The sequence below is a fragment of the Pseudomonas sp. 8(2025) genome (assembly GCF_052665325.1).
On the sequence record NZ_JBQOIE010000020.1, the window covers coordinates 20,837 to 43,901 of the forward strand.

15 protein-coding genes are annotated in these 23,065 nt (G+C 65.4%); 11 read left to right on the plus strand and 4 right to left on the minus strand.

Features of this window, described 5'->3' with window-relative positions; translation table 11 throughout:
• Positions 1-27: 27 nt before the first annotated feature.
• Positions 28-957, minus strand: a complete 930-nt coding sequence (locus ACUXVH_RS27955; protein WP_041752620.1) for an NAD-dependent epimerase/dehydratase family protein — start codon at positions 955-957, stop codon at positions 28-30.
• Positions 950-1,834, minus strand: coding sequence for a sugar nucleotide-binding protein (locus ACUXVH_RS27960; protein WP_036995925.1), 885 nt, complete (start codon positions 1,832-1,834; stop codon positions 950-952). Before ACUXVH_RS27960 ends, ACUXVH_RS27955 begins: the two co-directional genes overlap by 8 nt.
• A gap of 190 nt (positions 1,835-2,024) precedes the next feature.
• Here ACUXVH_RS27960 and ACUXVH_RS27965 point away from each other — a divergent pair, with 190 nt between their 5' ends.
• On the plus strand, positions 2,025-6,311 hold the full coding sequence (locus ACUXVH_RS27965) for a DEAD/DEAH box helicase (RefSeq protein ID WP_065363604.1): 4,287 nt from the start codon (positions 2,025-2,027) through the stop codon (positions 6,309-6,311).
• 89 nt (positions 6,312-6,400) lie between these two features.
• Here the strand turns inward: ACUXVH_RS27965 and ACUXVH_RS27970 are convergent, their stop codons facing one another.
• Entirely contained in the window at positions 6,401-8,506 is a 2,106-nt protein-coding gene (locus ACUXVH_RS27970; RefSeq protein ID WP_041120721.1) for a mechanosensitive ion channel family protein, read from the minus strand.
• Positions 8,507-8,719: 213 nt separating this feature from the next.
• Between ACUXVH_RS27970 and ACUXVH_RS27975 the strand changes: the two genes are divergently transcribed.
• Positions 8,720-9,931, plus strand: a complete 1,212-nt coding sequence (locus ACUXVH_RS27975; protein ID WP_065363603.1) for an MFS transporter — start codon at positions 8,720-8,722, stop codon at positions 9,929-9,931.
• Positions 9,932-9,947: 16 nt separating this feature from the next.
• Here ACUXVH_RS27975 and ACUXVH_RS27980 read toward each other — a convergent pair whose 3' ends face one another.
• The gene (locus ACUXVH_RS27980; RefSeq protein ID WP_217438384.1) at positions 9,948-10,889 is read right to left on the minus strand and encodes a GlxA family transcriptional regulator; all 942 of its coding nucleotides are present in this window, start codon (positions 10,887-10,889) and stop codon (positions 9,948-9,950) included.
• Between the two features lie 159 nt (positions 10,890-11,048).
• Between ACUXVH_RS27980 and ACUXVH_RS27985 the strand changes: the two genes are divergently transcribed.
• From ACUXVH_RS27985 to ACUXVH_RS28025, 9 genes are all read left to right on the plus strand, one after another.
• On the plus strand, positions 11,049-11,615 hold the full coding sequence (locus ACUXVH_RS27985; protein ID WP_011063754.1) for a cysteine hydrolase family protein: 567 nt from the start codon (positions 11,049-11,051) through the stop codon (positions 11,613-11,615).
• Between the two features lie 731 nt (positions 11,616-12,346).
• Entirely contained in the window at positions 12,347-14,230 is a 1,884-nt protein-coding gene (locus ACUXVH_RS27990) for a 3-dehydroquinate synthase (RefSeq protein ID WP_065363602.1), read from the plus strand.
• Positions 14,227-15,111, plus strand: coding sequence for a UbiA family prenyltransferase (locus ACUXVH_RS27995; RefSeq protein WP_015637217.1), 885 nt, complete (start codon positions 14,227-14,229; stop codon positions 15,109-15,111). Before ACUXVH_RS27990 ends, ACUXVH_RS27995 begins: the two co-directional genes overlap by 4 nt.
• A complete protein-coding gene (locus ACUXVH_RS28000) occupies positions 15,108-15,875 on the plus strand; it encodes an EboA domain-containing protein (RefSeq protein WP_065363601.1) in 768 nt (255 codons plus the stop codon). The genes ACUXVH_RS27995 and ACUXVH_RS28000 overlap by 4 nt, the downstream gene beginning before the upstream one ends.
• Positions 15,876-15,925: 50 nt before the next feature.
• Complete coding sequence (locus ACUXVH_RS28005) at positions 15,926-16,810, plus strand: TatD family hydrolase (protein ID WP_065363600.1); 885 nt, start codon at positions 15,926-15,928, stop codon at positions 16,808-16,810.
• The gene (gene eboE / locus ACUXVH_RS28010; protein ID WP_445496452.1) at positions 16,807-18,045 is read left to right on the plus strand and encodes a metabolite traffic protein EboE; all 1,239 of its coding nucleotides are present in this window, start codon (positions 16,807-16,809) and stop codon (positions 18,043-18,045) included. Before ACUXVH_RS28005 ends, eboE begins: the two co-directional genes overlap by 4 nt.
• Positions 18,035-19,480, plus strand: a complete 1,446-nt coding sequence (locus tag ACUXVH_RS28015; RefSeq protein WP_011063760.1) for an alkaline phosphatase family protein — start codon at positions 18,035-18,037, stop codon at positions 19,478-19,480. The genes eboE and ACUXVH_RS28015 overlap by 11 nt, the downstream gene beginning before the upstream one ends.
• Positions 19,459-20,640: a hypothetical protein gene (locus ACUXVH_RS28020; protein ID WP_011063761.1), complete on the plus strand. Its 1,182-nt coding sequence runs from the start codon at positions 19,459-19,461 to the stop codon at positions 20,638-20,640. The genes ACUXVH_RS28015 and ACUXVH_RS28020 overlap by 22 nt, the downstream gene beginning before the upstream one ends.
• A 10-nt stretch (positions 20,641-20,650) precedes the next feature.
• The gene (locus tag ACUXVH_RS28025) at positions 20,651-23,062 is read left to right on the plus strand and encodes a hypothetical protein (RefSeq protein ID WP_065363598.1); all 2,412 of its coding nucleotides are present in this window, start codon (positions 20,651-20,653) and stop codon (positions 23,060-23,062) included.
• Positions 23,063-23,065: the final 3 nt, after the last annotated feature.

Genomic DNA, 23,065 nt, shown 5'->3' on the forward strand with positions numbered 1-23,065 from the left:
GCGCCTTTTTCATGTGCGTGTTTTCCCTCAGCGCCCCATCAGGCGGGCGAGGCCGACGCTCATCGGGGTCGGCTCGGGGAACTTGAAGCGCTGCAGCAGGCGCTGGTTGCCAGCCCGCGAATGGCGGATATCGCCCGCCCGAGCCGGGCCGTAGCTGATGGGTGGCAAGGCACCCACCACCTCGGCCAGGGCCGCGAGCATCTGCTTGAGGGTCGTGGCCTGGTTCAAGCCAACGTTGACCGCTCCCACTTCCAACTGCGGCGCCTCGATGGCCTGCACCAGCACCTGAACCAGATCGCCGACGTAGACGAAATCCCGGGTCTGCTCGCCATCGCCGAACACGGTGATCGGCAAGCCTTGCTGGGCCCGTTCGCTGAAGATGCTGATCACCCCGGAATAGGGCGAAGACGGATCCTGGCGCGGGCCGAAGATGTTGAAGAAGCGAAAGATCGCCGGTTCCAGCCCGTGCTGGCGCCGGTAGAAATCCAGGTAGTACTCGCTGGCCAGCTTGTCCGAGGCATAAGGGGTCAGCGGCGCCTTGGCCGTGTCCTCATCGATGGACTGGCCTTCCCCGTTGTTGCCATACACCGCGGCGCTGGAAGCGAACAGCACTCGCTTGACGCCGTGCTCACGCATGGCCTCACAGACATTCAGGGTACCGATGAAATTGCTCTGGTGGGTCTGCACCGGGTCGTCCACCGAGGCCTGCACCGAAGCCACCGCTGCCAGGTGCGCCACAGCGCAGCAGCCTTGCATGGCCTGGCTGACCAGCGACGCATCGGCCACATTGCCCTCGATCAGCTCGACCCGCGGATCAGCCAGCGGCAGGTTGCTCGGTTTGCCGGTGGACAAGTCGTCCAGCACCCGCACCGCGTAGCCCTTGGCGAGCAGGGCATCGGCCAGGTGCGAGCCAATGAAACCGGCACCGCCGGTGATCAATACGAGGCCTTCAGCCATGACGATAAAACCTATCCAGTAAAGCCGGGAGCGCGGCACGCCAGGCGCGCGGCTTGATCCCGAAGGTATGAAGGATTTTCTTGCAGGCCAGTACTGCGTGCTGCGGTTCCTCGGCGGCATCGGCGCTGGCGGCATGGGCCTGGGCGGTCGGCGCCTCGATGGCCAGCGGGTGCAATTGCCGGGCTTCGGTCAGCACCGCCTGCCCCAGGGCCAGGGGCGTGGTGGCTTCCTGGCCGGCGTAGTGGTAGGTGCCCCAAAGCGGCGCGGCGCAATCGAGCTGCTTGAGCACCGAGATGATCACCCGCGCGGCATCGTCCACCGGAGTCGGATTACCCCGCCGGTCGTCGGCCATCAACAGTTCGTCCGGGGATTCGGCCCGGGCCAGGAAACGCCCGAGAATGCCGTCCGGGCTGTCATCCAGCAGCCAGCCGAAACGCAGCAGCACGTGCTGCGGGCAGGTGGCGCGAACGCTTTGCTCGATCCGCCACAGAGCCTGGCCGCGCAGGCCCAGGGGCACCGGCTCGTCCTTTTCGCTGTAGGCAGTCGCCCGGGAGCCGTCGAACACCCGGTAGCTCGAAGGTTGCAGGAGGATGATGTTGTGATGCTGGCAAAGCTCTGCCAGGCGCTCGACCGCCCGTTCCTGGCCGCTCAAGCGCGCCTCGCTCACGCTCTCCGCCTGAAACCAGTCGAAGTAGTAAGCCAGGTTGATCAAGGCATCCGGGCGGGTGTCGTCGAGCAGTTGCGTAAGGCTCGCGGCATCCCAGCCGTCTTGCGGCGGACGGGGGGCGAGGAAACCGATGTCTTCCTCCGCACCCAGGCGAATCAGCGCCTGCCCAAGGGCATTTCCGCCGCCCAGTAACATAAGGCGCATTCGCATAGAGTCAGCAGGCCCAGTCTGTTCAGAACGATGGTTGGAGTCGGCCAGTCTCGTGGGGCTGGCCGTCGATAATTGCCGGAATCGTTGCATTTTGCGGGTTTGTGGCGCAAGCGTCACTCAGAAAGTGTCGAGGCCCCCATGGAATCAACGGTGCTTGCAAGTTGCCGGATGCGGCCGCATAAATCCATCCATGAACCTTGCCCAATCCGTGAATCCGGTGCTGGACGGCTTCCACCCCGCTGTCAGCGCCTGGTTCAAGCATACCTTTGCCGCTGTGACCCCAGCCCAGGCCCGCGCCTGGCCGCTGATCGCCCAGCGCCGCTCGACCCTGATCGCCGCGCCCACCGGCTCCGGCAAGACCCTGACCGCCTTTCTCGCGGTGATCGATGACCTGGTGCGCCAGGGGCTGGCCGGCGGTGGTCAGCTGCCGGACGCCACCCTGGTGGTGTATGTGTCGCCACTCAAGGCCTTGAGCAATGACATTCAGATCAACCTGCAGCAGCCACTGGCGGGCATCACCGAGCAATTGCGCCGCATGGGCCTGCCGGAACTGTCCATCAGCACCGCGGTGCGCACCGGCGATACCCCGCAGAAAGACCGCAACGCCATGCGCAAGAGCGCGCCGCAGATCCTCGTCACCACCCCGGAATCCCTCTACGTGCTGCTGGGCTCGGATTCCGGCCGCAGGATGCTGGCCAGCACCCGCAGCGTGATCGTCGACGAAATCCACGCCCTGGCCGGCAGCAAGCGCGGCAGCCACCTGGCCCTGAGCCTGGAACGCTTGCAGGCCTTGTGCGCCGAACCCTTGCTGCGCATCGGCCTATCCGCCACGCAGAAGCCCATCGAAGCCGTGTCGCGCTTTCTGGTGGGCCACGGCCGCCCTTGCGAAATCGTCGATATCGGCCACGCCCGGCCCCGGGACCTGGACATCGAAGTGCCGCCGGTGCCGCTGTCGGCGGTCATGGCCAATGACGTCTGGGAGCTGGTGTACGAGCGCCTCGCCAACCTGGCCAGGGAACACCGCACCACGCTGATATTCGTCAACACCCGGCGCCTGGCCGAGCGCCTGGCCCGCCACCTCAGCGAGCGCCTGGGCAAGCAGGCGGTGGCCGCGCACCACGGCAGCCTGGCCAAGGAGCAGCGCCTGGAAGCCGAGCAGCGGCTCAAGGCCGGCGACCTGCAAGTGCTGATCGCTACCGCTTCCCTGGAGCTGGGGATCGATATCGGTGATGTCGACCTGGTGTGCCAGATCGGCTCGCCGCGCTCGATCTCGGCCTTTCTGCAGCGGGTCGGCCGCTCCGGTCACCAGGTGGGCGGCACGCCCAAGGGCCGGTTGTTCGCCCTGACCCGCGACGACCTGATCGAATGCGCCGCCCTGCTCGACTGCGTGCGCCGGGGCGAACTGGACACTCTACTGATTCCCCATGCCCCCCTGGATGTGCTGGCCCAGCAGATCGTCGCTGAAGTCAGCTGCCAGGAGTGGTCGGAAGCCGCGCTACTGGACATGCTGCGCCAGGCCGCGCCCTACGCCGACCTGGATCAGGCCCACTACCAGGCGCTGTTGCAGATGCTCGCCGAGGGCTTCAACGGGCGCCAGGGCCTGCGCAGCGCCTACCTGCACCGCGACGCCCTGGCCCGCACCCTGCGCGGGCGCCGAGGCGCCCAACTGACCGCGCTGACCAGCGGCGGGACCATCCCCGACAACGCCGACTACAGCGTGCTGCTGGAGCCCCAGGGGCTGAACATTGGCAGCGTCAACGAAGACTTCGCCGTGGAAAGCATTGCCGGCGACGTGTTCCAGCTGGGCAACACCTCCTATCGCATCCTGCGGGTGGAAACCGGCAAGGTGCGGGTCGAGGATGCCCAGGGCCAGCCGCCGAACATTCCCTTCTGGCTCGGCGAAGCCCCCGGGCGCAGCGCCGAACTCTCCGGTGCCGTGGCGCGCCTGCTGGCCCAACTCGACGAGTTGCTCGGCGCCACGCCCGGCCAGTTGCAAGCGGCCATCCACTGGTTGCACCACGAACTGGGCCTGAACCTGGCCAGCGCCGAGCAACTGGTGGATTACCTGGCACCGGCGCGCCTGGCCCTGGGCGCGCTGCCGTCCCAGGACACGCTGATCATGGAGCGCTTCTTCGACGAGTCCGGCGGCACCCAACTGGTGATCCACAGCCCCTTCGGCAGCCGCATCAACCGCGCCTGGGGCCTGGCCCTGCGCAAGCGCTTCTGCCGCACCTTCAATTTCGAATTGCAGGCGGCCGCCAGCGAGGACGCGATCGTCCTTTCCCTGTCCACCAGCCACAGCTTCGCCCTGGACGAGGTCTGGCGTTACCTGCACAGCAACAGCGCCGAACACATCCTAGTCCAGGCGCTGCTGGACGCACCGCTGTTCGGCGTGCGCTGGCGCTGGAACGCCGGAGTGGCGCTGGCCCTGCCGCGCTACAGCGGCGGGCGCAAAGTGCCGCCGCAGATCCAGCGCATGAAAAGCGAAGACCTGATCGCCAGCGTGTTTCCCGACCAGATCGCCTGCCTGGAAAACCTGGCCGGCGAGCGCGAGATTCCCGACCATCCGCTGGTGGAGCAGACCCTCGACGACTGCCTGCACGAAGCCATGGACAGCGAAGGCTGGTTGAACCTGCTGCGTCGCATGGAACAGGGCCAGGTGCGCCTGCTCAGCCGCGAACTGCCGGCGCCCTCGCCCCTGGCGGCGGAAATCCTCAGCGCCAAGCCCTACACCTTTCTCGATGACGCCCCCCTGGAGGAACGCCGCACCCAGGCGGTGCTGGCCCGGCGCTGGAGCGACCCGCAAGCCACCGACGACCTGGGCGCCCTGGATGCCGAAGCGATTGCCGCGGTGGCCGCCGAAGCCTGGCCAGCCCCGGCCAGTGCCGATGAAATGCACGAAGCGCTGATGAGCCTGGCCTGTATCAGCGAAGCCGAGGCCCAGGCCAACCTCCACTGGCCCGAGTGGCTGCAAGCCCTTTCCAGCCAGGGCCGCGCCTGCCGCTTGCAGGCCGGCCCGGGCGGCGGCTTGTGGCTGGCCCTGGAGCGCATCTGCTGTCTGCGGGCGCTGTACCCTCAGGCCGCCTTGCAACCCGCGCTGCAACCGGTGCCCGGTTTCGACCAGGCCTGGGAGGCACAGCCGGCCCTGGTGGAGCTGATTCGCGCCCGCCTCAGCGGCTTCGCTCCCCTGACCCTGGCGCAGATCGCCGCGCCCCTGGGCCTGCCCGCTTCCAGCATCCACCAGGCGCTGATCCAGCTGGAGAGCGAAGGTTATGTGCTGCGGGGGCGCTTCAGCCCTGGCGGCGATGAAGAACAATGGTGCGAACGTCACCTGCTGGCGCGGATCCACCGCTACACGGTGAAGCGCCTGCGCCGGGAAATCGAACCGGTGGCCTTGCAGGATTTCATGCGCTTTCTGTTCGACTGGCAGCACCTGTCGCCGGGTACCCAGGGCCAGGGCAGCGCCATGCTGGCCGAGCTGGTCGCGCAGTTCGAAGGCTACCCCGCAGCGGCCTCGGCCTGGGACAGCGACCTGCTGCCGGCGCGCCTGAAGGATTACTCCGCCAGTTGGCTGGATGACCTGTGCCGCAGCGGCAAGGTGGTCTGGAGCCGGATCAACAGCAGCGGCAAGATCGCCGCCAGCGCCCTGCGCAGCACTCCCATCGTGTTGCTGCCCCGGGCCCGCGTGGCGCTCTGGAACGCCCTGACCTGCCCCGTCGACAGCAATGACTTGTCACCCAAGGCGCAGAAGGTTCACGCCGTACTGAGCCAGCTGGGCGCACTGTTTTTCGATGAACTGCTGCAGGAAGCCCACCTGCTGCGCAGCGAACTGGAAACCGTGCTGCAGGAACTGGTAGGCGCCGGATGGGTGAACGCCGACAGCTTCGCCGGGCTGCGGGCCCTGATCACCCCGGCCAGCAAGCGCCAGAACCGCAGCAGCCGACGGGGTCGCGGCGCCTTCGTCGGAGGAATGGACGACGCGGGGCGCTGGGCCTTGTTGCGCCGCGCCGCCAGCGAGGATAGCGCCGCCACCCTGGAGCACGTGGCCATGACCCTGCTACGCCGCTATGGCGTGGTGTTCTGGCGCCTGCTGGAGCGCGAGGCCGACTGGCTGCCCAACTGGCGCGATTTGCTGCGTACCTTCCATCGCCTGGAAGCCCGCGGAGAAATTCGCGGCGGGCGCTTCGTCAGCGGCCTGGCCGGTGAGCAGTTCGCCCTGCCGGAAGCCATCCCGCTACTGCGCGAAGTGCGCCGCCGGCCCCATGACGGCAGCCTGATCGCGGTGTGCGGCGTCGACCCGCTGAACCTTGCCGGGACCCTGCTGCCCGGGCCCAAGGTCCCGGCCCTGAGCGGCAACCGCCTGGTGTTCCGCGACGGCCTGCCGGCGGCCGCCGACATCGGCGGCACCCAGCACCTGTGGCTGGAGCTGGAACCCCAGGCCGCCCAGGCCCTGCGCAACAAGCTCATCCGGCACTGACCTCCCCCCGTAGGAGCCGGCTGCCGGCGAAAAGGCTCGTGAGCCCTGCGCCACATCCAGCGGCCCTTGCGCTGGCCGTCGTTGCGCAATCATTGCGGGCGTGGGGATTCGGGGAGCAGCAGCGCCGAGTCGTCCTGTTCCGGTTCGTCTTCATGCACCCGCCGCGCCGGCAGCACCACCGGCTGTGGATAAGTCTGGGCGAAATGCACCCAGGGGCAGTTATCCACAAGCTTTTTCAGACGCTGGTTGAAGGCCCGGCTCACCGCGTACTGGCCGCCGGACACCGTGCGGAACTGGGCCGTCAGCACCACACCGTTGAGGTCCATCTTGTCCACCCCGAACACGTCCAGGCCGCCTTGCAGGTTGTAGCGCAGGAAGCTGTCCTCGCTGATGGAGCGCCCGGCTTCGCGGATCAGTTCGATGGCCTTGTCGACGTCGGTGTCGTAGGTGAACTGCACCGAGAAGAAGGCATAGGCGAACTGCCGCGACTGGTTGGTGACCGCCTTGATCTGGCCGAACGGCACCGAATGCACGAAACCCTTGCCGTCGCGCAGGCGCAGGGTACGGATGGTCAGGCCCTCGACGGTGCCGGCATGCCCGGAGTCGAGCACCACCCAGTCACCAATGGACAGGGTGTCTTCGATGATGATGAACAGGCCGGTGATCACGTCCTGCACCAGTTGCTGGGAGCCGAAGCCGATGGCCAGGCCCACCACCCCGGCACCGGCCAGCAGCGGCGCGACGTTGATCCCCAGGTTGGCCATGGTGGTGATCGCGCAGATCACCACCAGGATGATTTTGATCGCATTGCGCAGCAGCGGCAGGATCGTCTTGACCCGGGTACTGGGCTGACGCGCCGAACGCTTGTTGGCCGGTGGCTTGAGGGCCTCCTGGATCGCTGTGTCGAGCACCACCCACAGCAGCCAGGTCACCAGGAAGATCAGGCCGATGCTGCTCAGGGAGTCGCTGATGGCCCGGCCCACGGTATTGCGCTGGGCGAACTCGAACAGCGAGATCCCCCAGATGCGCCCGAGGATCTCGATGAAGGCGATGGCCATGACGATCCGCAGCAGGGCGTGCAACAGGCTCAGGAAACGCTCCTTGTAGGCGCTGCTGCGCTGAATCGTCTGGGCGCTACGGGACTTGAACAGGTGCTGCAGCACGGTGCTGAGGAACACCGTGGCGATCAGCAGCACGGTGGTCAGCAAGGCGCAGCGCAGGGCCTGCTGGCTGTCCTCGCCGGCACCGATCAGGCTCACCGCCGAGACCAGCACCATCAGCAGGATCGGCCAGTACCAGAGCCCGGAAAAGATCCGCAGCGACTCCTGCAACGCCGGCTGTTTCAGACGCTGGGCCAGGGAGCGGTTGCGGATCAGGTGCGCCACCGGCCGGCGCAGGCGGATCACCAGCACCGCGAAGATCAGCGAGGCCAGCAGGCCGGTGAATACCGCCACGCTGCTGGTGATATTGCCCCCCAGCTGGCGAGCGATCTGCGGGCTGGTGAGGGCATCGCTGAGAGCCGCAAGGAAACCGATCAGAAACAGCGGTTTCGGGCAGTAGCCACGGATGATCCGCACCGCGGGCCGCTTGTGCCCGACGTTGAACATCACGATCAGGCACAACAGCACCGAGGTCGAGACGATGCCGCTGCTGGTGGCATAGGCCAGGCACAGGGCCAGCGCCCGCCCCACCGAACCGTTCAGGGAATGGCTGACGTAAAGCGTCAGCGGCAGGCAGACCAAGGCCGGCAAGGTGTAAGGCAGCAGGTATTCCAACAGGCCCTGGCCTCGGGGCCGGGCTTGCAGCCAGGGCCGCTGGCTCAGCCGCCGTACCAGCAGCCCGGCCAGCACCGTGAGCAGGGCGAAGCTGCCCAGCCAGGTGCCGGACAAAGTGAGGAAATCCCCGGCCACGCTCCAGCCCGAACGGTCCGAGGGTTGGTTCACCAGGCGCCCCACTTCGTCCGCCGCGCGGTCGGCCCGCAGGCGCCAGGCGTCGATCAGGTTTTCATTGAGGTCGAGCTTGTCCTGGACATCGTCGATGCTCGAACTGATGGCGCCCAGCAGGCCCCCTTCCACCAGCAGTTCCGGCTTGGCCGGGGCCGCCGCCGGGGCTGTTGCGGCAGTGGCGGCGCAGAGCTCGCTGCTGCCCAGAACGAGCAGCATCCCGAGCAAGATCGCGGTCTTGAAATTCAACACAACGCAGGGCTCCTTCAGCAGGGTCTGTAAGGAACTGATCAGCAAACGCCCGGCAAGTTCGCTTCAGTTGCCCCCGGGGCCGGCGCGCCGGTGAACGACGGGCTCCGGGATCCTTGACCCACAGGCAAATATCTTGTGCCGATAGGGCTATTTTTCCGCACGAGTCAAACCCGGACACTGCGCGCCAATCCCACTTTCACCGGAGTTGCAGTGATGCCCATTGCTCTGCTCGCGCTGACCCTCAGCGCATTCGCCATCGGCACGACGGAGTTCGTTATCGTTGGCCTGCTACCCACCATAGGTACCGACCTCGGGGTCAGCCTGCCGTCCGCCGGCCTGCTGGTCAGCCTCTACGCTCTGGGCGTGGCGGTTGGCGCCCCGGTGCTCACCGCCCTCAGCGGCAAGGTGCCGCGCAAGCTGTTGCTGCTGTCGCTGATGGTGCTGTTCACCCTTGGCAACCTGCTGGCCTGGAAGGCACCCGGGTATGAATCCCTGGTGCTGGCACGGATTGTCACGGGCCTGGCCCACGGGGTGTTTTTCTCCATCGGCTCGACCATCGCCACCAGCCTGGTACCCAAGGAAAAAGCCGCCAGCGCGATCGCCATCATGTTCACCGGGCTCACCGTGGCCCTGGTCACCGGCGTACCCCTGGGCACCTTTATCGGCCAGCATCTGGGCTGGCGCGAAACCTTCCTCGCAGTGTCCGCCCTGGGGGTGATCGCCTTTATCGGCAGCCTGCTGTTCGTGCCGAAGAATATTACCCACCGCCCGCCGGCGTCGCTGCTGCAACAACTGCAGGTGCTCAAGCAACCGCGCCTGCTGCTGGTGTACGCCATGACCGCGGTGGGTTACGGCGGCTCGTTCATCGCCTTCACCTTCCTGGCGCCGATCCTCCAGGACATTTCCGGCTTCAGCGCCGGCACCGTGAGCCTGGTGCTGCTGGTGTACGGCGTGTCGGTGGCGGTGGGCAATATCTGGGGCGGCAAATTGGCGGACCGACGCGGACCGATCGGCGCCCTGAAGATCATCTTCGCCCTGCTCGCCGCGGTGCTGCTGATGCTCAGCCTCACCGCCGGCAACCCATGGCTGGCGCTGCTGACCGTGCTGCTGTGGGGCGCGGTGGCGTTTGGCAACGTACCGGGGCTGCAGGTCTATGTGGTACGTCAGGCCGAGCACTACACACCCCAGGCGGTGGACGTGGCGTCCGGCCTGAACATTGCCGCCTTCAACCTGGGGATTGCCGGTGGAGCCTGGCTGGGGGGCTTGATCGTCGCTCACCTGGGGCTGATCCACACCGCCTGGATCGGCGCGCTGGTGGTGCTGGTGGCCCTGGCCCTGACCGTCTTGAGCGGCCACCTGGATCGCCGCAACCCGCTAGCGTTCGCGCCGGCCGGCGGCAGCGCCCGGGCAGTGGCCGGCCACTGAACAGGCCGCAGCCGGGCTACGGTACCCGGCTTGCAGCCGTTGAGGTGGCACCGAAGCGATTGCGATATTCACTGGGCGCCAGCCCGGTGATTTTCCGGAACAGGCTGCGAAAGGTGGCAGGGTCCTGATAACCCACGGTCCAGGCGATGTGATCGATGCTGCCGTTGGTGAACTCCAGCAGTTCCCGGGCCTTGCCCACCCGCAGGTGCTGACAGTACTGGGTCGGCTTGAGGCCGGTGGCCGCCCGGAAGCGCCGCAGCAAGGTGCGCGGCTCAAGCCCCGCCTGCTGCGCCATCACCGGCAGCGAAACATCCACCGCGCCATTGGCCTGCAGCCAGTGCTGGAGCTTGAGAATCGCCCCGTCGCCGTGGCTGAGGATCGGTGCGAAATTGCTGCCGCACTGGCTCGCGCTGGCACTGTGTTCCATCACCAGAAAGCGCGCCGTGGCACTGGCGATGCTCGGCCCCAGCAAGCGGTTCACCAGGCGCAGACCAAGCTCGGCCCAGGCCATCAGCCCGGCGCTGGTGATCAGGTCGCCGTCATCGACAATGGGTTTGTCCGCTTCCAGGCGCACCTGTGGGTAACGCTCGGCGAAGGCCTGGGCCGAGGTCCAGTGGGTGGTGGCGCTGCGGCCATCGAGCAGGCCGCTTTCGGCCAGCAGGATCGAGCCCACACAGACCCCGCCCAGGGTGGCTCCGGCGGCGTGTTGCTGGCGCAGCCAGTCCATCAGGGCGGCAGATGACTGATGGCTTGAGAAGCCCGCCAGCGAAGGCGGGATCAATACCGCCAACAAGGCCCCGGGGGCTTCGGCCAGGCTGTCGTGGACCCGCACCGGAGGCAGTTCGCCGCTGGCCTGCCAGTGGCTGACGCGCAACCGCGGCAACTGCGCCTGCGGCTGTTCGCCGGCAATCCGGTTGGCCACCTCGAACAAGTCGCTCAGGCCATGTACCGCCGCCATCTGCACACCGGGATAGAGCAGTACCCCCAATTCGGCGTGCGTGCCTTGAATACCCACTGTCAGTTTTCCCCCGGTTAATGTCGGTGCGGCCAATCCTCGAAGGAACGACCGATGGCGATACTGGCTCCCACGTCAATCACTCACCCGCAGGTATTACCCATGGCCAGACAGGCACTCATCGTAATCGATATCCAGAACGACTACTTCGCCGACGGCAAGTGGCCCCTGATCGGCGTCGACGCTGCAGCGGACAACGCCGCCCGGCTGATCCAGGCATTTCGCCAGAACGCTGAACCTGTGGTGCACATCCGCCACGAATTCACCTCCGACGACGCTCCCTTCTTCACTCCCGGTTCTCCAGGTGCGCAGTTGCACCCCAAGGTCCAGAACCACGCCGATGAGCCGGTGGTGCTCAAGCATTTCGTCAACGCGTTCCGCGACACCGAGCTGCAATCGCTGCTCACGCGGCAGGGCATCGAGGAACTGGTGATCGTCGGCAACATGAGCCACATGTGTGTGGAAGGCACTGCCCGGGCCGCTGCCGACCTGGGCTACCCGGTCAAGGTGATCCATGACGCCTGTGCCACTCTCGACCTGGAGTTCGCTGGCCAGCGCGTGCCCGCCGCCCAGGTACAAAGTGCGGTGATGGCGGCCCTGGCGTTCGCCTATGCCAGCGTGCTGTCCACCGAGCAGTTTCTGGCGGCCGGGCAGGCCCCTGCGGCTTGATCACCCGCAAGCGGTGAGCCGTGGCTCGCCGCAACTTCATGGCACCAGGCATTTCCCGGATTAAGTTCGCCGCTGTTTACCGAGAGGTTAATAGCGGCAAATGCCAATAGTTGCAGGACCTACAAGTTAACCACAATGCGCACGAATGATTCCTATTAACAAAAAAACACTCCCCGACAACCCGCTCGGACAGCTCTATCTAACAACTAAATAACCCCCCATTTATAAGCAAGCCATTAAATAGCTGACTAATAGTAATCAAGGGTTAATCCGTTATTTCAAAACCTGATTTGAAACATTTGTAAAAATCCATCAAGAGCTGCCCTCGCACATGACTTAGTGCGCTTTCATGAAACGATTTTTTCTATATATCCAATTTTCATAATATTTATAGCAAAGTAAAAAACAGCCCCACCGCCTATACCACCCCCAGCATTCATTGAGCAAGAACAGGCTCCATCAGACTTCTTGCAAGACGTTCAGCAGAGCCGTCCCGGACTAAACACGCACTTTCCCCTGAGGCCATAAAAATGCCTTGCAGGCCACTTCATTCAACTTACTTGCAAAACCCTCGGCCTTGACTAAGTTGATAGCTACTCGCCACTGAAGTGTTCTTCAGCCGCCAGAAGATCAATAAAAACCGTCGAGGAATTCAATAACCAGACACCCTCCTGCCCTACCAAGCTGACACTGACACGGAATCCAGTCATATCAATCAAGAGGGACGCTTGATGAAGCGCAGCTCGTTTTCTCGTGCCTTTTCACTCAAGGGTGCGGCCGAAAATTACTGGCTCTCGTTATTACTATTCTCGATCCTGGTTATCGCCAGTTTCCTGTTGTTTGAACAGCAGATCCAACAGCTGCTGAGTCACCTGGGCACCTTCCTTCCCACCGATCCCGTACAGCGCCTGAGCCTGGCCCTGTTGCTGGTAACCCTGTTGGCCCTGGACGTGCTGCTGCCCGTGCCCTCCAGCCTGGTGGCACTGTTGGCCGTGGCGGCCCTGGGCGCCATTGGCGGCTACCTGGTGATCTTCATCGGCCTGTGCCTGGGGGCCAGCCTCGGCTACTGGCTGGGGGCCGGCTACTTCCGCCTGTTGTCCAATTGGCTGGGGCTCAGGACCTGGCAACCCGGGCAACTGGCCTATCGCCTCAGCACCCTGTCGCTGGTGTGCCTGCGTGGCGTGCCGGTGCTGGCAGAAACCTCGGTGCTGGCCGCCGGCATGCAACGTTATCCGCTGCGCCAGTTTCTCCTGGTCACCACCCTGGCCAACGCCGGGCTGGCCCTGGCCTATGCCGCCATCGGCAGCCTGCTGGTGGAACAGAACGCCCTGCTGGCAACCATTCTCGCCAGCATGGTGCTGCCCGGGCTGTTCCTCGGCACCCGCAGCCTGTTCAAGAGCCGCCTGGCCCAGCCCCGGTACGATCAGGCGCAGTCTCTGGAGGGCCGCTTCCAGGTGAGCTACCACTACCCGGTGCTGTTCACCGATCACATCTTCCAGGCCGACAACCCCTGCCTGCACCAGCAACTGACCCGGCAGAACCCGGGGCGCACCACGGTGCTGGTGTTTGTCGATGAACAACTGCTGCTGTGCTCGCCCCAGTTGCCGCTGCAGATCGACCACTACTTCAGCGCCCACGCCGCCGACCTGCATCTGCAGGCCGCACCGATCGCGGTGCCGGCCGGCGAATTGAGCAAGACCCCGGACGTGCTCCAGCAGCTGTACGCGCAAATGCTGGAACACGGCCTGGATCGCCACTGCTATGTGCTGGCCCTGGGCGGCGGCGCAGTGCTGGACGCAGTGGGCTATGCCTGCGCCACCTTCCATCGGGGCATGCGCCTGATCCGCATCCCGTCCACCGTGCTGGCGCAGAACGATGCCGGCATCGGGGTGAAGAATGGCATCAACGCCTTCGCCCAGAAAAACCTGCTGGGGGCCTTCTACCCGGCCACAGCGGTGATCAACGACTTCCAGCTGCTGCTCAGCCTTTCCCACCGGGACCAGATTGCCGGCCTGGCCGAAGCGGTCAAGGTCGCGGTGATCAAGGATGCCGCGTTCTTCCAGTGGATGGAGCAGCAGGCCGAAGCCCTGGCCGGTTTCGAGCACAACGCCAGCCGCTACGCCATTCACCGCTGCGCCGAACTGCACTTGGGCCATATCACCGGTGCCGGCGATCCGTTCGAACGGGGCAATGGCCGCCCCCTGGACTACGGGCACTGGGCCGCCCACAAGCTGGAGAATCTCAGCCAGCATCGCTTGCGCCACGGTGAAGCGGTGGCCGTGGGCATGGCCCTGGATGCGCTGTATGCCAACGCCAGCGGCCTGCTGTCCGACGCCGACTGCCAGCGCCTGCTGCGACTGCTGGACAGGCTCGGCTTCAACCTCTGCCCGCCGGAACTGAGCCTGCGGGACAGCCAGGGGCGTTCGCCGATCCTGGTGGGCCTGGAAGAGTTCCGCCAGCACCTGGGGGGCCAGCTGTCGATCCCGATGCTCAACCGCCTGGGCCAGTCGGTGGATGTGCACCAGATCGACATGCCGCTGATGGAACAGGCCCTGCTGCGCCTGGCGGGTTTCGGCGGGCCGGATTTCGCCTGGGGCCCGGGGTGCGCGCAATGACCCAATCGTCGCTGACCACCTGGCTGACCCTGGGCCGGGTCTCCAACCTGCCAACGGTATGGACCAATGCCCTGGCCGCCGCGCTGCTGGCCAGCAGCGCTACCACCCTGGCGCCGCCCTCGCCGCTGGTCTGGACCCTGCTGCTGGTGGCGCTCTCGGCGCTGTACCTGGCGGGCATGCTGCTCAACGACCTTATGGACGCCGACTGGGACCAGCAGCACCACAACCCGCGGCCGATCGTTCTCGGCCTGGTCAGCCGCGCCCAGGTCCGCCTGGCCACTGCCGCGCTGCTGCTGCTGGCGGCGCTGGCGGTCCTCGGCCTGAGCCGGATGATTGCCCAGCCCCACTGGCTGCTGGCCAGCGCCGGATTGCTGCTGCTGTTTATCCTTGGCTACAACCTTCTGCACAAGAAATATCCCCACAGCGTCTGGCTGATGGGCGGCTGCCGCTCGGCGCTGTACCTGACCGCCGCCGCCAGCCTGGCCATGCCGCCCCAGCCATTGTGGCTGTGCGCCGCGCTGCTGGGCACCTACATCGCCGGCTTGACCTACCTGGCCCGCCTGGAGCATCGCAACCAGTTGCTCAGCCGCCTGCCGCTGCTGCTCATGCTCAGCCCTCTGCTCCTGGCCGCCTATGCCGGCAACAGCGTGTTCTGGCTGGTTCTGCTGCTGTGGCTGGGCTGGTTGGGCTGGCACTACCAGCGCCACCTGGCCAACCCGCAACAACGGCAGGTCCGCGCCTTCATCGGTGCCGGGCTGGCCGCCCTGCCGCTGTTCGACGCCCTGGTGCTGGCGGTGGCCAACCAGCCCTTGGGCAGCCTGCTGTGTGTGCTGGTGTTCTTTCTGCTTCCCCACCTTCAACGCTGGATCAAGCCGACATGAACATGGACCTCATCGCCCCTGCGCCGCCGGCGCTTGCCATTCGCCATGGTGCCTTCGCCGAGCGCCAGCAATTGCTGGAACGGCATCTGGACGACGACAGCCGAAGCTGGTGGCAGCAAGCCCGGGAACAACTGGCCCGGCAGCCCTCGGCCAACACCCTGATGCTGCTCAGCAGTCAGTGTCGGCGCCGCTTGGCCAGCGCACCGCAGGCCCCCAGCCCGGACTGCAACTGCACTCAACTGGCCCGGGCGCTGCTGCTGGCCCAGTTGCTGGAGCAGCAGGCCGGCGCCGGGCAACTGGCCCTGTTGCGCCAGCTGTTTCTCTGGGGCGACGACCAGGAAAAGGCTGCCCTGCTCAAGGCCCTGGATGACCTCGACAGCCAGGGGGCCAGCCTCGACCTGGCGCTCCAGGCCGGGCGCACCAACAACCGCGAGGTGTTCGCCGCCATCGCCCTGGACAACCCCTTTGCCGCGCGCCACTACCCGGAACGGGCCTTCCACCAGTTGGTGCTCAAGACCCTGGGCATGGGCCTGGACAGCCGCCACATCCACGGCCTGGCAGAACGGCGCAGCGTCGACCTCAACCAGTTGGCCCTGGACCTGATGGAAGAACAGCTGGCCGCCGAACGCGAGGTCGCCGACGGCCTGCCCCAGGCCATTGCCTTCGAGCTGTTGAGCCAGGCCCAGTTGCAGCGCCTGCGAGGCCTGTACCAGCAGGGACGATTGCCTGCGCACTGGCGCGACCACTTCCCGGCAGGCGGTTGACCCCGGCAGCTGAGCCCACGATTTTTCCCGCACTCAAGCAAGGAGCCACCATGGCGAAGTACTTCGACCCGCACATTCATATGGTCAGCCGCACCACCGACGACTACCAGAACATGGCCGCCGCCGGCATCACCGGGGTCATCGAGCCTGCGTTCTGGCAAGGCCAGGCGCGCACCAGCGTCGGCAGCTTCATCGACTACTTCGACACCCTGCTGGGCTGGGAGCGCTTTCGCGCCAGCATGTTCGGCATCCATCATTTCTGCACCATCGGCCTCAACCCCAAGGAAGCCAACGACCTGTCGGTGGCCAACGAAGTGCTGGAGATCCTGCCGCGCTACCTGGTCAAGGACGGCGTGGTAGCGGTAGGGGAAATCGGCTACGACGACATCACCCCGGAAGAAGATCGCTTTCTCGCCGCGCAACTGGAACTGGCCAGACAGTTCAACCTGCCGGTGCTGGTGCACACCCCGCACCGCGACAAGATCGGCGGCACCAAGCGCACCCTGGCGGTGATCCGCGAGGTGGGCATCGCCGAAAACCTGGTGATCATCGATCACCTCAACGAACTGACCCTGCCCCTGGTGCTGGACAGCGACTGCTGGCGCGGACACTCGATCTACCCCAACACCAAGATGTCGGAGCAGCGCATGGTGGCCCTGCTGCAGCAGTACGGCACCGAGAAAATGGTGGTCAACAGCGCCGCCGACTGGGGCATCAGCGACCCGCTCAAGGTGCCCAAGACCGGCCAGGCCATGCTCGCCGCCGGCTTCAGCGAAGCCCAGGTGGAGCAGGTGCTGTTCCACAACCCGGTGGATTTCTTCTCCCAGAGCGGGCAGTTGGACAAGCAACTGGTGAGCACCCCGCTGCCGATCGACCAGCGCCGCCAGTGGCAGGACAACTCGGCCCTGAGGGGCCAGGAACCGGTGGTCAAATGAGTGCCCGGGCCGGCTGGAACGCCGCGCAGATCGGCTACTGCAGCAACGTGCACCCGGCCCGTGACGTGGCCGGCCTGCGGGCGTCGATCCAGGAACATTTCCAGGGCGTGCGGCGTCAGCGTGGGCTGGCGGTGCAGGACAGCGGCCTGTGGATCAGCGCCCAGGCCGCCGCCGAACTACAGGTGCCCGAGGTGCGCGAGGCCTTCATCGAACTGCTGCACGATTGTGGCCTGCGCCTGACCTCGCTCAACGGTTTCCCCTATGGCCAGTTCCATGAAGGCGCAGTGAAGGCCGAGGTCTACCGGCCCACCTGGGCCGAACCCCAGCGCCTGGAATACAGCCTGCAACTGGCGCATCTGCTGGCCGCCGCTCTGCCCCTGGATTGCCAGCAGGGGGTGATTTCCAGCGTGCCCTTCGGTTATGCCGCCGCCTGGGACGAGGCCCAGCAGCAACAGGCCGAAACCCACCTGCGGCAACTGACCGCCGAGCTGGCCAGCCTGCATCGCAGCAGCGGCAGGAAGATCCTGGTGTGCCTGGAGATGGAGCCGGATTGCGTGCTGGAAAACACCGATCAGGCCCTGGCCTTTTTCAAGCACTGGCAGGCCACCGATCCCCATCATGGCTACCTGGCGCTGTGCTTCGACGTCTGCCATCAGGCGGTGGTCTTCGAAGACTGCTACCAATCCCTGCAACGGCTGCTGGATGCGCGGGTTCCGGTGGGCAAGATCCAGCTGTCCAACGCCCTGATCTGCCAGTTGCCGTTTGCCGATCGCCCACGCCGCCAGCAGGTACTGCAGGCCCTGGGCAACTTCGCCGAAGCCACCTACCTGCATCAGGTCAAGGCCCGGGATCTGGCCGGGCAGCTACTGGCCTGGGCCGACCTGCCCGGGGCCCTGGACGCCGCCGAACCGGCCCAGGGGCAATGCCCCGAGTTGCGCATTCACTTTCATGTGCCGCTGTTCAGCGAACAGTTTCTACTGGCCGAGCTCAGCGGCAGCCAGCAGGCCTTGCTGCGCACCTTCGACTTTCTCGCCGCGCACCCGAACTTCCAGCCGGTGCTGGAGGTGGAAACCTACAGCTGGAACGTGCTGCCCGGTGCGCTGCGCCCGGACAGCGAGCAGGCCTTGCTGCAAGGCATCGCCGCCGAGCTGCAATGGGTCGAGGGCCAACTGCGCCAGCGGCATCTGCTGCGTACCCACTCGTCTGCCCTGGAGGCTCCGGCCCATGCCTTCTGAACGCCCGCGCCAGCCCTTGCTGCTGATCAATGTGGTGGGCCTGACACCCAGCCTGCTGGGGCCGGCCACGCCGCGGATCAACAACCTGCTGCAACGGGCGCGAATGGCCCGGCTGCGCCCGGTGTTCCCCGCCGTGACCTCCACCGTGCAGGCCTCGATCCTCACCGGGCTGCCGCCTTCGGAACACGGCATCGTCGGCAACGGCTGGTATTTCCGCGATCAGGCCGAGGTGCGTTTCTGGCTGCAGCCCAACGCGCTGATCCAGGGTGAAAAGGTCTGGCAGGCGCTGCAACGGGAGATCCCCGGCCTGCGCTGCAGCCAGTTGTTCTGGTGGTTCAACATGTATGCCCAGGTGGAGGCAGCCATCACCCCGCGCCCCCACTACCCGGCCGACGGGCGCAAGATGTTCGGCCTCTATTCGTCGCCTCCGGGGCTGCACGAACGCATCGAACAGCAGATCGGCGAGTTCCCCTTTCCGAGCTTCTGGGGCCCGGCCGCGGGGATTGCCTCCAGCCGCTGGATCGTCGACTGCGCCATCGCCGAGTTCCAGATCAGCCGCCCCGACCTGCAACTGATCTACCTGCCGCACCTGGACTACAGCCTGCAACGCCTGGGGCCGGAGCATCCGTCCATCAGCGACGAAGTGCGGGCCATCGACCATGAAGTCGGGCGACTGCTGGATTTTGCCCAGCAGCAAGGCGCGGCCGTGATGCTGGTCTCCGAATACGGCATCGAGGCGGTGCAGCAGTCCATCTCGATCAACCGCGTGCTGCGCGAGCAAGGTCTGCTGCAGGTACGTCGTTCACTGAGCTGGGAGCTGCTGGACCCCGGCGCCAGCGCGGCCTTCGCCGTGGTCGACCACCAGATCGCCCACGTCTATGTGCGCCAGCCCGAGGACATTGCCCGGGTCAAGGCCCTGCTGCTGCGCCAGCCCGGTATCGAGCAGGTGCTGGACAGGAGCGAGCAGCAGGCCTGCCAGCTCGATCACCCACGCAGCGGCGAGCTGGTGGCGGTGGCCGCCCCGGGCTTCTGGTTCGATTACTACTACTGGTTCGACGACCGCCTGGCCCCGGATTTCGCCCGCACTGTGGATATCCACCGCAAGCCGGGCTACGACCCACTGGAGCTGTTCATCGACCCGGCGATCCGCTTTCCCAAGCTGCGGGTCGCTCGCCGGCTGCTGCAGAAGAAGCTCGGCTTTCGCTACTACATGGACCTGATTCCCCTGGACACCTCACTGATTCGCGGCAGCCACGGACGCTTGCCCAGCAGTGCCGAGGTAGGGCCCCTGCTCATCACCGATTGCGATTTACCCCTGCCGGCGCACCTGCCGGCCACCGCGGTAAAGCACCTGCTCCTAGAGCATTTCCTAGGGCGCCCCTATGACGATACGGCTCAGGCCAAGGAGATTCCATGCGGCGAACCATCCCTATAGTCGTGCTCGGTGTGTTGAGCGGCCTCGCTCACGCACAGACCACGCCTGCCTTCAATTGCAGCAACTTCCTGACGTTCAATGGTGACCAGGCCGGCACCCTGAGCACCTTCAAGCAGAGCCCGGAAACCATGGCATGGAACTGGTTTGTGTGCCTCAACCAGCCGGCCGGCTCCGGTAGCCCGGAGCGGCTCTGGGAGACGTTCAAACCATCCGATGAGGTCTACCTGAGCAAGGGGCAGGCTCCCCAGCCCTACAGCACCCAGGCCAACCTGCCGAGCCAGGTGCAGACCCAGGCGCAGAAGATCCCGGGCATGAACACCAGCGGGCTGTTCCTCAACCTGGGCAACGACACCGACGGCAGCACCGACAACGGCACCCAGCAGGTCGATGGCCTGGCCCTGGAAATGGGCAACCAGGTGCCGGAAGCGCAACGGGGCCAGTCGGTGCGTTTTCACATGTTGATGGGCCAGGACACCTTCAACTACATCGTCCAGCAAAAGATCTACAACCGGAACGGCATTGCCGCCCTGACCAGCAGCCTGAACTTTCCCGCCACGGCCTGGGAGCTGAAGACCTCCTGGTTGTGGATCGGCAGCGATAGCACCTTCCAGGCGCAACTGGCAAAGGATGGCTACTTCATCGCCCAGGCCTACTACGTCGACAAGCAGGGCCAATACCACACCGGCTACGCCGGCCTCAGCGGCATGCACGTCATCAACAAGCTGACCCACGACTGGGTCTGGACCACCTTCGAGAACCGCAACAACAGCAAGTACACCGTGACCAACGGCACGCCGGCCAAGCCCATGACCAACATCACCGGGCCCACTGACGCGGCCCAGCCGGTGAATGCCACGTTCCAGCAGCAGAACCCCACGCTGGCCCAGTACGAGTTGATCGGCGTGCAGTACGACCAGGCCCAGGCCGAGCCCAAGCTGCTGGCCAACTCCCAGCTGGAATCAGCCTTCCAGAGCCACTCCTCGTGCCTGGCCTGCCACAACACCGCGGCCTATTCGAGCAACAACACCTACTTCAACTTCGCCTTGAAAGAGGATGGCGGGATCGTCTACCCCACCACCGTACTACCGGACTCCGACTTCGTCGGCTACCAGAAACTGGACTACGTCTGGTCGCTCAAACGCGCCCAGTGGCAGCGCTAAGGAGCAGCTCATGAGCGTCTTGAACTTTCCCCGGATCTACTTCAATGGCCACATGTTCTGGAACCCACCGACGGCCAACAACAACGACGTTTTCCCGCTATATGACGCGGTGAAGATGCGCATGAACTGGCCGTTCCTGTCCTACTACGGGATCAACGACCAGAACGCCCCGCAACAGCTGATGCCCTGGACCATCGCCCCGCTGGCCTACGAGAACGTGCCGGACTACGTGCTGCAGGTGCCCACCAATGGCTCGCCCAGTGGCTACCCGATGATTCCCGCCGAATGGGACCTGTTCGGCGACAACGCCTGCGGCTTGGTCGACTACGAGCAGACCCGCTCGGTGATCGTCGGTGGCGAGTTCCAGGCCAACACCTACATCGACAACGACCCGCTGGTGAACAAGTGTTACCAGTTGCAGGGCAACCCGTTCGGCAGCGCCGCGCCGACAGCCGCGCGCTTCGTCGATATCAGCCCCTGGCAGAACACCTTCACCGCCCTGTACTTCGACAAACTGGTACTGGGGGACGCCACCTGCGGCCTGACCTTGAAGCGCCGGTACCGCATGCTCGACCGCTTCCTCAACTTCAACTGGGGGGCCTTCGGCGGCTTGAGCTACGTGACTACCACCTGGCAGACCTGCTTCCCGAAAGACCAGCTGCAGTGGATCGTCGGCGACTCGCAACTGCTGAAGACCCTGCAACAGGAGATGATCAACCAGAACGCCAAGGGCCTGATGTTCCGGTTCACCACCTACCTGACCTTCTACGACAAGAACGGCATCTTCAACGACTTCCCGGTGGTGGACAGCCACTCCAAGACGCCCGAAGCCATGGCCGCACTGCAGGCGATGTACCAGAAGGGCCTGGATAACGTCGCCGACATCTTCTTCAACCCGGCCTACAGCCGCACCGCCGGTACTCTGGGCCTGTGGTTCGACAATGAATACCCCACCGCTCCGGCTGGCCGGCGCCTGGAACCCAAGGCCCCGGTACCGGTGTGCAAGGCGGTTCCCAGAGACACCAAGCCTGCGGCCATGACCCTGGGGGTGATCAGCGCCCAAGTGCACGACAACACCCTGTCCCTGGACCTGGGCAATACCTTTCCGTTCTATCCCGCCGGAGACAGCGCCGCACTGCCGCCCACCAACACTGACCTGAGCCAGGGAATTCCGGTGCCCGGGAAATACCTGGCCGGTGATTACGACATCGGGGTACGGCCCACTGGCGGCGCTTTCCACAAAGTCGCCAGTTTTGGCTTCGAACAGTATCGCCAGACCGCCTTCGACAAGCGCGCCGGCCTGCTGGACCTGCCCATCAGCCCCGCCGACCAGGCCGCGTTGCAACAGGGCGCCCTGGAGCTGCAGTTGCAGGGCAGCCAGGAACTGGTCGCCGCCGCCCAGAATATGTGGACCGCCGAGGTCCTCGACAGCGGCTGCTTCATCGATGTGGGCGACACTCGGGTCCTGAGCATCATGGTGCAGTACGACGGCCAGCCCGCGCCCGCGGGCACCGCGCTGTGGGTGGCGGAGTACAACAACGCCTACATGCTGACCACCAGCGACTATTACCTGGCCTTCAGTAACGCGGCCAACTTCACCCTGTTCAACAACTACCCGAAGGACCCCGGGAGCAACACCTCGAACCGACCGCAGTTCGTCGGCACCCAGACCGCTGAAAGCCTGTTGCACGTGGGCAGCGGCCGCCGGCTCAGCGCGGTGCTGAACGTCGAGGACAGCGAGCCATCCGAGCCCATGCTCTACCAGAGCTTCCTGACCACGCCCTCGGCCGCGGCCCTGAGCCCCCGCCTGCAGTTCACCAATGGGCAGGCACGCAGCGGCACCCTGGCAGACCCGCTGAACGCCACCGTGCAGTACAGCCTGGCGCAGATCCTGACCGACGCCAATGGCATCGCCCAGGTATCGGTCAAGGCCGTGGCGGCCGGCTTCCCGACCTTGCGCTTCTTCATCCAGGACGGCCAGCAGCAACCGACGGTGCCCTTCAGCTTCAACTACACCGACGCCTACACCGACTTCCTTGCGCCCCTGCGGGTCCTGCCCCAGGAGCCGGAGATGCTCAAGGACTTCATCGACTGCTGGAACCGGGTGTGCACCCAGGACGACGCCAGCGTGCGGATCTGGAAGGAGTTCATCTTCCCCAGAATCCTCCAGCCCTTCTATTACCTCTACCCGATCATGAACAAGTTCATGCCGCTCAACTCCCTGCAACGCATCGAGGGCGCGATCAACCAGTTCATCGTACTGATCAGCAAGGACTACCAGGAGGAAAGCACCCTGGCCATGCCGATCACCCGGGACCTGCCGCAAAGCCGGCGCAGGGTGCTGGAAATCTGGGCCCAGGACCTGGTGAGCAAGGGCTACCCACCGATCCCGCTGAAACTCAACGACTACCCCCACGGCTGAGCC

Coding starts and splice junctions, on each gene's coding strand:
- ACUXVH_RS28025 (WP_065363598.1), top strand. CDS start 20,651: ATGAGCGTCTTGAACTTTCCCCGGATCTACTTCAATGGCCACATGTTC.
- ACUXVH_RS28005 (WP_065363600.1), top strand. CDS start 15,926: ATGGCGAAGTACTTCGACCCGCACATTCATATGGTCAGCCGCACCACC.
- ACUXVH_RS28020 (WP_011063761.1), top strand. CDS start 19,459: ATGCGGCGAACCATCCCTATAGTCGTGCTCGGTGTGTTGAGCGGCCTC.
- eboE (WP_445496452.1), top strand. CDS start 16,807: ATGAGTGCCCGGGCCGGCTGGAACGCCGCGCAGATCGGCTACTGCAGC.
- ACUXVH_RS27975 (WP_065363603.1), top strand. CDS start 8,720: ATGCCCATTGCTCTGCTCGCGCTGACCCTCAGCGCATTCGCCATCGGC.
- ACUXVH_RS27965 (WP_065363604.1), top strand. CDS start 2,025: ATGAACCTTGCCCAATCCGTGAATCCGGTGCTGGACGGCTTCCACCCC.
- ACUXVH_RS27985 (WP_011063754.1), top strand. CDS start 11,049: ATGGCCAGACAGGCACTCATCGTAATCGATATCCAGAACGACTACTTC.
- ACUXVH_RS27955 (WP_041752620.1), bottom strand. CDS start 957: ATGGCTGAAGGCCTCGTATTGATCACCGGCGGTGCCGGTTTCATTGGC.
- ACUXVH_RS28015 (WP_011063760.1), top strand. CDS start 18,035: ATGCCTTCTGAACGCCCGCGCCAGCCCTTGCTGCTGATCAATGTGGTG.
- ACUXVH_RS27960 (WP_036995925.1), bottom strand. CDS start 1,834: ATGCGAATGCGCCTTATGTTACTGGGCGGCGGAAATGCCCTTGGGCAG.
- ACUXVH_RS27990 (WP_065363602.1), top strand. CDS start 12,347: ATGAAGCGCAGCTCGTTTTCTCGTGCCTTTTCACTCAAGGGTGCGGCC.
- ACUXVH_RS28000 (WP_065363601.1), top strand. CDS start 15,108: ATGAACATGGACCTCATCGCCCCTGCGCCGCCGGCGCTTGCCATTCGC.
- ACUXVH_RS27995 (WP_015637217.1), top strand. CDS start 14,227: ATGACCCAATCGTCGCTGACCACCTGGCTGACCCTGGGCCGGGTCTCC.
- ACUXVH_RS27980 (WP_217438384.1), bottom strand. CDS start 10,889: ATGGCGGCGGTACATGGCCTGAGCGACTTGTTCGAGGTGGCCAACCGG.